This is a genomic window from Lentibacillus amyloliquefaciens (assembly GCF_001307805.1).
In the GTDB taxonomy this organism is placed as follows: domain Bacteria; phylum Bacillota; class Bacilli; order Bacillales; family Amphibacillaceae; genus Lentibacillus; species Lentibacillus amyloliquefaciens.
The window spans coordinates 3,373,589-3,387,765 of sequence record NZ_CP013862.1 but is presented as its reverse complement, the minus strand read 5'-3'; the positions used below and the strand labels follow the sequence as shown (position 1 = coordinate 3,387,765).

Genomic DNA, 14,177 nt, shown 5'->3' with positions numbered 1-14,177 from the left:
GGTCGTACTGCCAGTTACATGCGGGATAAATTTTTGGCATACATAAAAAGGTTGGCTATTCTAAAGAACAGCCAACCTTAAAAATCCTATTGAATTGCTTTTTTAACTTTTTCCGCCACATCATCAGGAACCCATTCTGTCCAAATATCAGGATGTTCGTTCATCCACCATTCGGCAGCTTCCCTTGGTTCGGCATCATTATCATTCATATAAACAAGCGCCTCATTGGTCAGATCATTGCTTGTTTGATAGTTTTTTAGAAATTTGACAACATCCGGCGCCGTTTCCGTCAGCTTCGCATTAATGGCGATCGGAACATCCTGGTCCGGGAATCCTGTACCATAATTTTCATTCCAAGTCTCTTCATCATAAGCCGGTTCTTCAAGCATCGTCATATCGTATTTTCCTAACACCCAGCTTGGTGAATAGGCGTAACCGATCCAAGGCTCACCCGCTTCATAAGCTTTTGTCAGCGAGACATTCAAACCGGTGCCGGAACCGGGATCCACATATTCGTAAGTTTCGGACAGATTATAAGTCTCCATTTTTTGCTCAAATGCTTCAGCAGCTCCCCACATAGATGGCGCACCTACAATTTGCCCTTTACTCTTCCTGGAAGATTCTTTGAACACATCCTTGTACTGCGGTAAATCTTTGACGGATTTCAAATCAGGTGCCACGGGCTCAATACCACGTTCCTTATCGCCCTCAATCACATAAGTAGGGACAAAATAACCACGTTTGGTATCACCAAAATTAATGCCTACTTGTTCAATTTTACCATCATTAAGCGCCTCATCATAAGCGTCGCCCATTTTATCTCCCCATATTTCCATCGTCACATCAATATCACCATTTTGCAGTCCCTGTAAGCCAATAGACATCGATGCGGTGGTCACTTCCGTTTTGTAACCATAGCCTTCTTCCAATACTGTGGCTGCGACTTGATTATGGAAGCGAATACTGTTCCAGCCCAGATCAGAAAATACAATTTTTTCTTTTGTCGCTTCATTATCACTATTGTCATCATTTTCACTGGTAGCCTCTGTTGTTGAATCACAGGCTGCTAATAATAAAACACCGAAAACAGATATGTACAACAACACCGGTCGAAGCATTTTGATTAATTTTAACATTAAAAGACATCATCCTTTGTATGTTGGAGTTTGAAAATTATTATTTAATCTTAGAAAAATTGTTTTCTTTTTTTCGAAAGATACCTATCAGCCGACAGAAATGCAAAACTCTTCTATTATATCTTTACCTGCATACGCTGAATTTTTTTCAGTGCTATACTTTCATCTGCCAAAGCTTCCGGGGATATGGCGTTTTGCTGCTGGATCATTCGTCTCACAGGCAAGGCATTTTTCGGCTGGTTGGCGATGAACGCGGCCTTGACGACATCCTGATCATCCAGATAGAAAACCGTGAAAGCATGCGATTCGGTCGATCCCCTTATAATCGTTTTGGACCATTCCTTGGCATGCCCGAAATACTGAAACCGGTTGCTATATTGATTAGACCAAAAGTACGGTGTATACGTATAAGGGTCCGATTGCGGATGCACCATGTTTTTGGCGACGGTTTTGGCATGGTTGACGGCATGATCCCAATGTTCCACATGAATGGGCACCCCATTGTATGGCCATGACGTACAGTCCCCCGCCGCATAAATGTCAGGAACCGATGTTTCGCCGAATTCATTCACAGCATAGCCTCTGTCAGTCTGTAATTGCGGGTGCGACACCGCCGTATTCGGACTTACGCCGACGCCTATTATGACCGCCTGGCACGGAATCCGCCTACCCGCGGCTGTCACCGCTTCTTCTACGTTCGTCTCACCATTAAACTGCCTGACAGAATCCTCCGTTATGACATCGACGCCGTTACGTCGATGCAAATCCAGGAAATACGCTGATGCTTGCCGTCCAACGATCGCCTCCATCGGGTAAGAGGACCTTTCCACAATCGTCACTTTAATGCCTAACTGATTCAGAGAAGCCGCCAGTTCGGCTCCAATAAACCCGGCACCTATAATAACGGCCTCTTTCACACCTTCCATATGGTGATTAATAGCTGTGGCATCAGCCATCCTTCTTAAGTAAAAAATACCTTGAAGGTCATCACCCCCGATCGATAGTGTGCGCAATTGTGATCCGGTCGCAAGCATCAGTTTTTCCCATTCATAGGAATGACCATCTTTTGTATCGATGGTCTTACGAAATGGATCTATGTTTGTCACTTCAACACCGAGCTGCAAGTCTACGTCCAAACGCTCATAGAACGCGGGATCCCGTAATAAAATACTTGCTTCGTCCGTCTCCCCGGTTATCCATTCCTTCGACAAAGGCGGGCGGTCATAAGGCATCTGACTGTCGCTGTCCAGCAGCACAATCCGGCCTTGATAACCTTCTTTCCGCAAGCTTTCGGCGGCATGAACACCCGCGATTCCCGCTCCGGCAATAACTGTTGTCTCTGCTCCAGACACCTTATTCACCTCCTTCATAGTTAATCCATACCGCTCCGTCAGCCTCGATAGCCTTATAGACTCGCAGCGGGGTTTCCGCCGGGCCTTCCAGCACGGAACCGTCACGAATATCGAAACAAGCGAAATGCAACGGACACGTCAGACATGTTCCGTCCAATTCACCGTCAACCAGCTCGGAATAGGCATGGGTGCATATCCCCTGGGCGGCATAAACCTTTCCTTCCCCGCGGCCGACAACAATCGTCTCTATCCCTATTTCACATTCGATGAGATCATCTTCATCAAGCTCTGAACTTGAGCAGGCATAAATATAAGAGTCGTATTCAGATCCTTCTGTATGTTGCATTACTATCACCCTCATGTTCATTCTTCATATCACTTACGCTTGTTTGCCAAAGAAACTTAAAACCAATTCACCGGTTCAGGCTTCAGATTTCGGAAAATATGCTTGGTTTCCTGATATTCTTCCAGGCCAGTTTTGCCGAGCTCACGGCCGATGCCGGATTGCTTATAGCCGCCCCATGGTGCCTGCGGGAAGTATAGGTTTACGTCGTTGATCCAGACGGTTCCCATCCGCATTTTCGCTACACAGCGCTCAGCCTTGGCAATATCATTTGTAAAGACACCGCCGGAAAGCCCATAAATGGAGTCGTTGGCAAGACGAACCGCTTCTTCTTCAGTCGTGAATTTTTCCACGGTAATCACCGGACCAAAGCCTTCGTCCTGCACAACGCCCATGTCAGTCGTACAGTCAGTCAACACTGTCGGCAGGTAGAAAAAGCCATTTTGCAGTTCCGGATCTTCCGGACGCCTGCCGCCGACAGCAACCGTTGCGCCTTCCTGCTTGCCGTTTTCAACATAATTGATCACTTTATTTAAATGGTCGCCTGAAATGAGCGGTCCCATTTGAGTTGATTCATCAAAACCGCTGCCGAGCTTTATTGTTTTCACACGATTGACTAGGGCCTCGACAAAATCATCGTGAATGCTTTCTTCCACAAGCAGACGGGTGCCCGCTGAACAAATTTGCCCGGCATGGAAAAACACCGCGTTCATCGCCTGGTCGACAGCTGTTTCGAAATCAGCATCGGCAAAAACGATATTCGGATTTTTACCGCCCAGTTCAAGCGCCAAATTTTTCACATTGGAACTGGCTGCCTGCATAATCCGCTTGCCTGTTTCAATGCCGCCTGTGAATGAAATCAGATCGACATCATCATTAACTGAAAGTTCCGCACCAACGGAATTGCCGGGACCGAGCACCAGATTGACAACCCCGGCCGGGACGCCGGCTTCTTCCATTAATTCAAAAACTTTTATAGACGTAAGCGGCGTAATTTCACTTGGCTTCATGACAAGTGTGTTGCCTGCTGCCAGTGCCGGTGCCAATTTCCATGACGCCTGCAGCAATGGGTAATTCCATGGCGTAATCTGACCGCAGACCCCGACCGGCTCATGGACCACTCTGCTGGTTGAATTCGGAATAGGCGATTCAATGATTTCGCCACCGTCTTTGTCAGCCATTTCAGCAAAATAACGGAAAACACCGGCGATATCGTCCATGTCTCCGCGGCTTTCTTCAACGGTTTTACCGGTATCGAGTGATTCAAGCTCAGCCAATTCTTCCCGGTCACGTTCGATTAAACGGGCAATTTCATGAACAACCTTACCGCGTTCAGCAGCGGGAATCGCAGCCCATTCCTTATTGTCAAAAGCCTCACGGGCAGCCGCAATCGCGTTTTTCGCATCCTGCTTATCGCCTTCCGAGACCGTGGCAATGACCGCTTGATTGTAAGGATTTATAATCTCTCGTGTGTCGCCGGAAGTGGCTTCAACCCATTCGCCGTTAATAAACATTTTTTTCATACTTTCACCTCAAGCATCCTCTGGCAGATTCAGATTCATTTATAGACAACCACATGGTCATCCTCAATCATGACGTCGAAACTGCGTAATTTTTTTTGTGGTTCAGCCAGCATGCAACCGTCATTTTTAATGTCATATTCCAAACCATGCCACGGACAACGGAGGATTTCGCCATCTTTAATATATTCATAGTTTCCGTGAATATCTGTTCGTTTAGTATCACCACATAAGACGCCTTCTGAGAGCGGCGCGCCCTGGTGCAGGCATCTATTCGCATATGCGTAAAATTCACCATCTTTTGTGCGACAAACAACAATTGGAATCATTCCCAATGAATCGCTTTTCATCTTGCCGGGCAAAATATCTTCCTTTTCACATACAACTTTCCTCATCGTTTCACACTCCAATCAATTGCGGCAATTTAGGATAGGATGCCCGCGCATTTTCCGAATAAATTTTTTCCTCCAACGCCTCGTCAAGTGCAGGCAGTGCCTGAAGTGGTGAATCATAATCCCAATGCGGATAATCCGTTGCAAAGCAGATCATATCCTCCGACCCCATTTGATCCACATACTGCATAAATTCCTTCTGGGTTAATTCCTCAACAGGTTGTGTGGTGAAACGCACGTGTTCCCGCATAATTTCACTTGGCATTCGTTTTACCCAAGGAATCTCATGACGAAGCTCTTTATACTGCTGATCCATCTTCTTCATCAAATGCGGAACATGTGTGAACCCGCCCTCGATCATGACAAGATGCAAGCCCGGAAATTTATCAAATACACCGTTGAACACCATATTGGAAACTTCAATCATGTGCGCTGTCGGCACCATGGTATGCCACTCGATGAAATAACGCGGCCAGCCTCCGAAATGGGTAGGCGGCTCATTATGATGCATACCGATTGATAAATTGTGACGCTCCGCTGCTTCATAAATCGGATGATAATACGGATCTCCCCAAGAACGCGTATCAATCGGCAGCAATATTTGCACCATTTTAGGATGCGGGCCGACCCGTTCAATCTCACGAACCGCTTGTTCCGGATCCTGTGCCGCAATATGCACGGAACCATATAAACGGTCATCCTTATCCAGCCAATTTTCGATTTGCCAATCATTATACGCACTTGCCAGAGCAGTCGCCATTTCATACCAGCCGTGCATTGACGACGGAGATGGGTCCAAAGCGCCGGTTAAAATACCGTATTCATGCCCCTCTGCATCAAGCAATTGTTCTTGCATAAACCCTAAATCAGTTCCTGCAGCTCCCCGTCCGGCGTGACAGCATCTGCCCGGTCGACACCGGCCACAGTTGGCTGCGTATACGGCATATGTTTTTCCTGCATCCAGTGGTTATCTTCTATATATCGCTTCCATGGATTATCTAAGTAAGGGATAAGCTCCGAATAAGTCACCCGTTCATGAATATCTGTATCAATGATTCGACGTTGGTTTTGTCCCTTTTTAGCAGATTTTTGCGGCATTTAATATGACTCCTTTTTTCATTGTAATATCCATGCGCATGAACTAATGACAGACTACAAAACCTTATGAGAACTGACAAATCCGATTTCATGAATTGAGTGAACTCAGTGAAGCTCAGTGAGCGTCAGTAAACTTCAGTGAGCTGATATCTCCAAAATTACGTGGTGTATAATGAAAAATATGCTTTCATAACCTTTCATCTGACTTGGGGTGGTTAAAATGAATCGATAATCAACTGGCCATCTGTTCCTCGGAAACCTGTTATTTAGCCATTCTTTTTCCATATGATAAGCTAATGAATGAAGTGTACAGAAATAAGGGGGACTCCACTTGAACATAGATACCTTTAAAATGTTTTGCTTAGTAGTGGATATGGGCAGTGTCAGCCAAGCAGCAAATTTATCGTTTGTCTCACAGCCGGCTGTTACGAAGCAAATTCAGCATTTGGAAAACACATACGGCACGCTGTTATTTGAGCGAAAAGATGGCAGATTGTCACTTACTGCAAACGGGGAAATTCTTTATCCTTACGCAAGATCCATTGTTAATGAATACAACCGATCGCAGGAATCTATTCAAGAAAAACTGGACGATGCCAATACTAGACTTACAGTAGGAGCTAGTTACACGATTGGAGAATACTTGCTGCCAAGCCTAATGGGAAAATTTAAAAAGAAACATCCCGGACTTCAATTATCATTAATTATTAATAACACCCCCAAAATATTAGATGAATTAGCAAATGATGTATTGGACCTTGCATTAGTTGAGGGTGTTGTTCAGAATGATAACCTATTAGCAGAAAGTTTTGCAGATGACGAACTAGTTTTAATTCATCCACCCGACCACCCCTGGAATAACCGCGAGGAAATTGCCATTGAAGAAATAACGCAGGAAAGAATGCTCTGGCGGGAAACGACTTCCGGTACCAGATTAATTATCGAAAAAACTCTGAAGGACCATAATGTATTGGATAAAATTAACAATTACATGGTGCTGGGGACAACACAAGCCATTAAAAGTGCTGTTGAGGCAGGACTTGGCGTAAGTATTGTTTCCCGATTAACTGTGGCTCAGGAACTTAAACAAGGATTGCTTAAAGAGGTTTCGATACGCAACACAAACTTAAAACGCAATTTGTGGTTAATTCGTAAAAATGAGAAATTCAACAAAAATAACGTGGCTTCATTTGTTAACTTTATCCGCCATTAGCTATTCCTATTCGTTATAGCCTATGATTTTATTGAAATATGCGCATTCGGAGTTGTTTTGTTAAAGTAAAATAACAATAACAAAATGTGGAGAGAGATAAATGACTATAACGACATCAGTGGCTCTGCTTATAACAGGTATTCTGGCAGGATCTTATGGAACAGTTGTTGGAGCGGGCGGCGGTTTTATATTTGTCCCCGCCCTTTTATTATTTTTTAACATGGAACCTGCAATGGCTGCAGGATCAGGATTAGTCATTGTATTGATTAATGCTTTATCAGGTGTGACAGGGTATGCCAAACAAAACAGAATAAATTATAAAGCAGGCATACAAGTCGGAACGGGGGCTATTCCCGGTTCCATCATTGGTGTGTTGCTATTAAAATTTCAATCATCCGAATCCGCGGCCTTCTTTTGGATTTTTGCAACTGCCCTTGTATCGTTAGGAATATTTTTGTTTATAAAGAATTTCACATCCGACAACAACAGTGAAATTGCTGCTGAACATGAACAGAATGATGTCAATTCCATTTTAAGTCATAAATGGTTTCTGCCAATCGGGGTTTTTCTGGGGATACTTTCAAGCTACTTAGGAATTGGCGGAGGATGGCTGCTTGTACCCATTTTAATTTATATATTTCGTTTTCCGACACATATCGCAACAGCCACATCGATTTTTTCATTATGTCTTTATACGTCAACGGGGGTCTTATTTCAAATCCTCTATGATCATGTGGATTGGCTGACAGTGTTATGGGGAGGGTTGGGTATTATAGCAGGTGCTTACTTAGGTGTAAGTCTATCCAAGAAAATCTCTGGTAAAGTTATCAACCAAATGCTTTCCATTTTATTAATTCTTATGGGGGTTCGTTTGTATTTTGGTTAACTTTTAAAGTTGCTTGCAATTCATTCTCCTTTCGTTAATGGAATCAGAAAATTAAAGACTGCGATATGGCAGAGCCGCTGCGAGTAACCTGGAAGTGACAGCGTACCCAAGGCTAATCCCCGGGGGTTCACTTGTCCCCGGGAAGGCTAATGGGGGCATTGCAGCCTATACAACCCAGTTACATGCGGGATAAACGCGGGTGCCATATTTGCCCATATCAGTCCACTCTTGCATAGGCTTCCTTAACCATGGGGTACTGCGTTTCCACGTAACGCAACTGCTGCGCTTTTCCTCCAATAAGGAGAGAATGGGTTGTTTGATGTTCGTGATCGGATTCAATACCTCTTAAAAAAGGATTATTTGTTATGCCCGTTGCGATTAACATACAATGGTCGGATTTTACCAAGTCTTCATGATTTAGTGTCTTTTCGGGAATTGTTAATCCCATGTCCTTGCAGCGTTCTGTTTCCTGGTTATTTCTGGGCTTAAGCTTTGCCTGCATTTCGCCACCAAGGCCTTTTACGCCGATGGCTCCTAACACACCTTCAGGCGCTCCTCCAATTCCAAGAAACAGGTCCATATCGACACGCTTAATACACGTTGAAATGGCGTAAATAACGTCGCCATCTTTAAATAAATGGACCTTGGCACCGGATTGCCTAATTTCATCTATCGTTTCTTTGTGACGAGGTCTGTCTTGAATGAGAACATTTAATTCATCAACCGTTTTGCCTTTTGCTTTAGCAACAGCCTGGAGGTTTTCAATTATTGAGGCGCCAATGTTTATTTTCCCTTTGGCATCAGCCCCCACAGCCATTTTTTCCATATACATATCAGGAGCATGAAGTAAGTTTCCTTTAGGAGCAGCCGCAATCACGGTCATCGCATTATCTTGTCCATTGGCTGTAGGAGTTGTTCCTTCGATTGGATCGACCGCAATATCCAATTCGGGATCTTCCCCGAAACCAAGCACCTCCCCGATGTGAAGCATGGGGGCATCATCAATTTCCCCTTCCCCAATGACAATTTCACCCTTCATATTGATACGGTTTAAATGTTTGCGCATTGTTTTGGTAGCGATTTCATCCGCGGCAATTTTATCTCCTCTGCCAACCCATTGTCTCGCTGCAAGTGCAGCAGATTCTGTTACCTTTAAAAAGTCTAATAATAATGGTTCCATTTGAAACTCAGCCCCTTTGATTTGACGAAATGAATGATTGACACTCAGGTATTTACTTATTGCCGGCAAATTCTTTTTCTTTATTAGTAATTTTATCCACTTTACGTTTGGAACCTTCAGCCCATTCAACATTTAAATAGGCCTCAACTACTTTTGTCCCGACTTTTGCGCCGATAATTTGGGCTCCCATCGTGATTATTTGCGCGTTATTGCTTAATTGGGCTCTTTCACCGGCATACGTATCATGTGCAAGTGCAGCACGAATACCGGGATATTTATTAGCAGCAATCGAAACGCCAATACCAGTACCACATATCAATATTCCTCTATCTAACTCCCCTTCACTTATTGCCCGAGAGACATCAAATGCAACATCAGGATAGTCAACTGCGTCACAAGAGTAGCAGCCATAGTCTACAAGTTCATGATCGGTCATTTCTTCTACAGACGTTTTAATTTCCTCTTTAAATTCAAAGCCATTATGGTCACTGCCAATGCCTATTTTCATGAGTGATTCCTCCTTCAGGTTGTCGTATATTTTCATTTTATTATATTTTTTATTATAATTCAATTTATTACTTTCATTTTTTATCATATAGTATCATTTATTATTGTTTCATTAAAAAGGAACCAGAAATAGGATGTTATCTGATTCCTTTGTTCGTTATGAATGGATTTGAATTGTGATACAGGGTCAGCTGACCTCTGCTGAGTTGCTCTGAGCATAGTTTAAAAAAGCTGCTAAAATAAGATATGCCGACGTTGCACCCGGATCTTGAAAGCCAACCGACCGTTCACCTAATCTGCTTGAACGCCCCTTTTGGGAAACAAGACCTGTCGTTGATTCCATCCCTTTCTTAGCGATACTTAACGCATGGTCAAAAGCTGGGATGAATTCATTGGTTTCGTCAAACTTTGCTTCCAAAGCTTCCGCGAATGGCTCAAAAGTATCCATCATTGTCTTATCTCCTATACTCGCTTGACCGCGTTCTTTAACACCTTGTGTGAATACTAACCAATAGTCAACTAAATCCTGATCATTAAGAACGGTTTTCTTTTTAACTGTTTTTGCCCCTCTCATCAGTCCAGTTGCATATAACGGACCTACAGATGAACCCACTGCATTTAAAAACGTTTTTCCCACTTTCATACTGAGTTTCCCACAATCTTCCTCATCTTTAAGATCTTCATTTAAAATATCGTTTACAGCTTGCCATCCAATAGACATCGTAACACCATGATCACCATCACCAATTTTACGATCTAACGCGCAAAGATAATCTTTTTGTTCCTCAATCATCTCGATGACTGCTTTAAAATAATTTGTTAAGTCTGCCGCTGTGAACTCCATGATTGTAACCTCCCTCTATTTTTGAACAAACATTGGGCAATCAACTGCATGATCAACTGTTTTAGCCAGCTCGTCGTCCAGTTTCATTAACGTTATGGAACAGCCTCCCATTTCCAGTGATGTAATATAGTTGCCCACATATGAACGATAAATATTAATGCCGCGTTCTTTTAAAACCTGGCCGACTCGACGGTGAATAATATATAAATCCATTTTGGGGTGGAACCTAATCCATTTACAAGAACCGCTACGTCATCTCCTGCCGAAATGTTAATGTCATCTAAAATATCCCCTAATAATCTATCTGCCACACGATCAGCTGTTTCAAGTTTTCCCTTCTCTATACCGGGCTCACCATGATGGCCAAGACCAATTTCCATCTCGTCTTCATTGATTTGAAAACTTGGTTCGTTTGTTTGCGGAAGATAACAAGGCGTAAGCCCAACACCCATCGAGCGTGTATTGTCATTTGCCTTTTCGGCGATTCTCACAACGTCGTCTAAATTGTAGCCAAAATCCGCTGCAGCCCCGGCCGCTTTATAAATAAAAAACTCACCTGCTATGCCGCGACGTTTTTCTTTCTCTTGAACCGGCGCAGAGGCGACGTCATCGGATGCTAATGCCGCTCCAACTTCAATATCTTCTTCCATATCCGCCATCTCTGCAGCCATTCCGAAATTCATGACATCACCAGCGTAATTGCCATACAAGTAAACAACCCCGGACCCTTTATCAATAGCTTTGGTAACCTCTAAGATTGGTTCTGGCGAGGGTGAAGCAAAGATATTTCCAACAGCAACGCCATCTGCCATACCTTCACCGACATAACCCATAAATGCAGGTTCATGTCCGGATCCGCCGCCGATTAATATGCCAACTTTGTCTTTGTTTGTTTCCCGCACCGATACTAACGATCGGTTATTATCCGGCAATTGCTTTATGTAGCCCGGATGTGCATTCACATAACCCTCTACCATTTCTTCTACCACGTTGTTAGGATCATTTATTAATTTCTTCATAAGACAATACTCCCTTCTATTAAAATACAATCTTCCTTTCAGGACAAAACAGAGAAATAGCCCTCAGGTTATGAGAGCTATTAGTTTTTTAAACCACAGACTGTGCACCGTCTTTAGAGGATCTATCTTTTTTGCTTTCTTCCGGAAGTTTAAGCAAGCTCGTCAGAATCGCAGCTATAAAGTAAAGACCACCCAGAATCCACATCATGCCTTGTGTGCCAACCAAGTCATAAAATAGTGTTACGAGGGCAGGTCCAACAAACACGCAAAGACCAGCACCTAAATTTAATATAGACATGGCCGCGCCTTTATCACCATCACCAACTAAGGACGGTGTAAGAGCGGAAAGCGGTACAAAACCTGCTAAACACGCACCCCAAAGAAAACCAATCGTAGCAACGACAAACACATTTCCAGTAAATACTTGCGGCAGGTAAAACAACATCAGCGTAAAAATCCCGCAGCCAAAAGCGCCAAACCACTTAACTGTATTTCGCCAGCCTATTTTATCCCCAAGGTAACCGAAGATGAGGTTAAAGGCAATATTGGCAATAAATATTGTTCCCCAAATATTGAGCCATACAGTTGTGCTGACACCTTGATCAGCCAAATAAATTGGGAGAAACAACGGAAACGCGTATTGTGCGGCCTGATTGACAACGCGTACAAATCCTGCAATACCAACCTTTGGCTTTCTTTTCACAATTGTAATACCGTTTAATAGTTCTTTGGATTTGGGGGAATTATCAGATTTCTTATCCGGCAGTTCAAATTTATCCTTGTTAACAACAAGTGCAAAAAACGCCCCAATAAGCACCCATAAAATAGCTGTCCACAGGGTTGGAATATGCCCAAAGAAATTAATAGAGAAACTAGAGTAATATGCACCTAAAACACTTAATCCCCCCGTGAAGACAAACCAGAACCACCCCACCGCTTTACCGAGCTGGTGCTGGGGTGTGCGATAAGTTATCCACACCAGAAACGCATAGGCAAACAACGGATAGCCAAAGCCTCTAATGGCATACGTTGGTATCATTAAGCCGTAATTAAGCGCAGGAATCGCCAATCCAACAAAAAGGATATGGCCGATCAGGTATAAAATCAAACCCGACAACATTGTTTTCCTGGGTCCAATTGCTTCAACCAAAACCCCGGATAACCACGCTGAAATGGCAATTGTGACGCCATAACAAGTTGTTAAGAAAGAAGCCTGTTGAACCGTTAATCCTTGATCTACCAGATAAGGGCTTATCCAAGCAAGCTCTAAACCGTCCCCCATCATAAAAATGAGTACACCAAAGTAACCCCATGCCAAATGAGAGGGAATTCCCATTCGATCTAAAAATGACTCTGTCTGCGTTAAATCTCTCATCCTATCATTCTCTCCCCCTTCGTTTAGATCATGCTCTTTCCCCTTCATTTAATAAATTATGGTTGTAAAACAATTTTTATAGAATTTTCACCTTTTTTCATTAGATCGAAACCTTTCTCGAATTCTTCCATCTTTAATGTATGCGTGACAACATTTTCTGTTGGTAAATCGCCATTGGATATATCCTCGATTACCAGTGGATAGCAATATGGTCCCAAATGTGAACCTAGTACGTCCAATTCTTTACGATCGCTAATAATGCTCCAATCAACGGTAACCGGCTCTCCAAATACACTGAACTCAACGAAACGCCCCAATTTCCTAATCGCATGAAGTCCTTGTTCGACTGACTTTGGATGCCCCGTGGCTTCAATGTACGTGTCGCAGCCATAACCCTCTGTCATATCTTTGATTTCTTTGACGACATCCACTTCACTTGGATTAAGAACAACATCTGCCCCAAATTGTTTCGCCAGCTCCAATCGATCTTCCTTCAAATCCAGGACGACTAGTTTTGAAGCGCCTGATTTTTTAATGGCACCAAGCATTCCAAGTCCCAATGTCCCGGCACCTGACAGAACAACCACGTCACCAATTTGAACTTGAGCGCGCTGGACTGCGTGTAAACTGCATGCATAAGGTTCTATTAGGACAGCCTTTTCAATTGGCAAATCTTCAGGCACTTTATAGTTAATCGCTTCCTTTGTAAACTTCATATATTCTGCCATGCCACCGTTTACATTATTTTGAAAGCCATATAGGTCGTGTTTTTCACACATCCAATATTGACCTCTGTTACAGAATCGGCAATCCCAACACGGAACAATTTGTTCGGATATCACACGGTCGCCAATATCAAAATCTGTTACAGCCTCTCCTTTTTGCACAATACGTGCAATAAATTCATGTCCCGGAATCATGGGTGCCTTTATATAGGCTGGCTGTTGTTCGTCCCCCCAGAAACTTGGCGCACCATCATATGCTTTGATATCCCCGGCACAAATGCCGCATGCTTCTACTTTCACAAGTATTTCTTTATCATTCTCCAGTTTCGGCGTCTTCACTTCTTCATATCTGTAGTCTTGCGGTCCATATGCGACAACGGCATTCATCGTTTCCGGAATGGCTTCTGAATATTCACGTTGTTTACCAAGTGTTTCGGTCATGTGAAATTCCCTCCTTAAATCTTTTGAAGACAATGAAAAAAACCAGAACAAACGAACTCCTTGAAAACGGTTTCATTCATTTGTTTTTCATGTTATCACTTTTTTTCGTTTTGTCAATATTATTTTTGAATCTTTTCAAATTATCA

14 protein-coding genes and 1 pseudogene are annotated in these 14,177 nt (G+C 43.3%); 2 read left to right on the top strand and 13 right to left on the bottom strand.

Annotated features, from left to right (window positions below; all coding sequences use genetic code 11):
• Positions 1-86 precede the first annotated feature (86 nt).
• The 7 genes from AOX59_RS16875 to AOX59_RS20355 all read right to left on the bottom strand — a co-directional run bounded on the left by AOX59_RS16875 (position 87) and on the right by AOX59_RS20355 (position 5,841).
• Positions 87-1,136, bottom strand: a complete 1,050-nt coding sequence (locus AOX59_RS16875; RefSeq protein WP_068447261.1) for an ABC transporter substrate-binding protein — start codon at positions 1,134-1,136, stop codon at positions 87-89.
• A gap of 116 nt (positions 1,137-1,252) precedes the next feature.
• Positions 1,253-2,488, bottom strand: coding sequence for an NAD(P)/FAD-dependent oxidoreductase (locus tag AOX59_RS16870; RefSeq protein ID WP_082684238.1), 1,236 nt, complete (start codon positions 2,486-2,488; stop codon positions 1,253-1,255).
• 1 nt (position 2,489) lies between these two features.
• Complete coding sequence (locus tag AOX59_RS16865) at positions 2,490-2,834, bottom strand: Rieske (2Fe-2S) protein (RefSeq protein WP_068447255.1); 345 nt, start codon at positions 2,832-2,834, stop codon at positions 2,490-2,492.
• A gap of 56 nt (positions 2,835-2,890) precedes the next feature.
• On the bottom strand, positions 2,891-4,354 hold the full coding sequence (gene betB / locus AOX59_RS16860) for a betaine-aldehyde dehydrogenase (protein ID WP_068447250.1): 1,464 nt from the start codon (positions 4,352-4,354) through the stop codon (positions 2,891-2,893).
• 35 nt (positions 4,355-4,389) lie between these two features.
• Positions 4,390-4,746, bottom strand: coding sequence for a Rieske (2Fe-2S) protein (locus AOX59_RS16855; protein WP_068447248.1), 357 nt, complete (start codon positions 4,744-4,746; stop codon positions 4,390-4,392).
• Positions 4,747-4,750: 4 nt separating this feature from the next.
• Complete coding sequence (locus tag AOX59_RS16850) at positions 4,751-5,599, bottom strand: amidohydrolase family protein (RefSeq protein WP_237049304.1); 849 nt, start codon at positions 5,597-5,599, stop codon at positions 4,751-4,753.
• A 5-nt stretch (positions 5,600-5,604) separates the two neighbouring features.
• Positions 5,605-5,841: a hypothetical protein gene (locus tag AOX59_RS20355; protein ID WP_237049303.1), complete on the bottom strand. Its 237-nt coding sequence runs from the start codon at positions 5,839-5,841 to the stop codon at positions 5,605-5,607.
• Between the two features lie 352 nt (positions 5,842-6,193).
• On the opposite strand from AOX59_RS20355, the gene AOX59_RS16845 reads away from it, so the two are divergent.
• The gene (locus tag AOX59_RS16845; RefSeq protein WP_237049302.1) at positions 6,194-7,054 is read left to right on the top strand and encodes a LysR family transcriptional regulator; all 861 of its coding nucleotides are present in this window, start codon (positions 6,194-6,196) and stop codon (positions 7,052-7,054) included.
• 100 nt (positions 7,055-7,154) lie between these two features.
• Entirely contained in the window at positions 7,155-7,940 is a 786-nt protein-coding gene (locus tag AOX59_RS16840) for a sulfite exporter TauE/SafE family protein (protein ID WP_068447244.1), read from the top strand.
• 217 nt (positions 7,941-8,157) lie between these two features.
• Here the strand turns inward: AOX59_RS16840 and glpX are convergent, their stop codons facing one another.
• The 6 genes and pseudogenes from glpX to AOX59_RS16810 all read right to left on the bottom strand — a co-directional run bounded on the left by glpX (position 8,158) and on the right by AOX59_RS16810 (position 14,031).
• Entirely contained in the window at positions 8,158-9,120 is a 963-nt protein-coding gene (glpX, locus tag AOX59_RS16835; protein ID WP_068447241.1) for a class II fructose-bisphosphatase, read from the bottom strand.
• 52 nt (positions 9,121-9,172) lie between these two features.
• Positions 9,173-9,628 carry an RpiB/LacA/LacB family sugar-phosphate isomerase gene (locus tag AOX59_RS16830; protein WP_068447239.1) on the bottom strand — a complete coding sequence of 152 codons (456 nt, stop codon included), beginning with the start codon at positions 9,626-9,628 and terminating at the stop codon, positions 9,173-9,175.
• Positions 9,629-9,814: 186 nt separating this feature from the next.
• A complete protein-coding gene (gene dhaL, locus AOX59_RS16825) occupies positions 9,815-10,471 on the bottom strand; it encodes a dihydroxyacetone kinase subunit DhaL (RefSeq protein WP_068447237.1) in 657 nt (218 codons plus the stop codon).
• 15 nt (positions 10,472-10,486) lie between these two features.
• Positions 10,487-11,490, bottom strand: a pseudogene (locus AOX59_RS16820) (dihydroxyacetone kinase subunit DhaK).
• An 88-nt stretch (positions 11,491-11,578) separates the two neighbouring features.
• The gene (locus AOX59_RS16815; protein ID WP_068447235.1) at positions 11,579-12,865 is read right to left on the bottom strand and encodes an MFS transporter; all 1,287 of its coding nucleotides are present in this window, start codon (positions 12,863-12,865) and stop codon (positions 11,579-11,581) included.
• 56 nt (positions 12,866-12,921) lie between these two features.
• Positions 12,922-14,031, bottom strand: a complete 1,110-nt coding sequence (locus tag AOX59_RS16810) for an MDR/zinc-dependent alcohol dehydrogenase-like family protein (protein ID WP_068447233.1) — start codon at positions 14,029-14,031, stop codon at positions 12,922-12,924.
• Between the last annotated feature and the right edge of the window lie 146 nt (positions 14,032-14,177).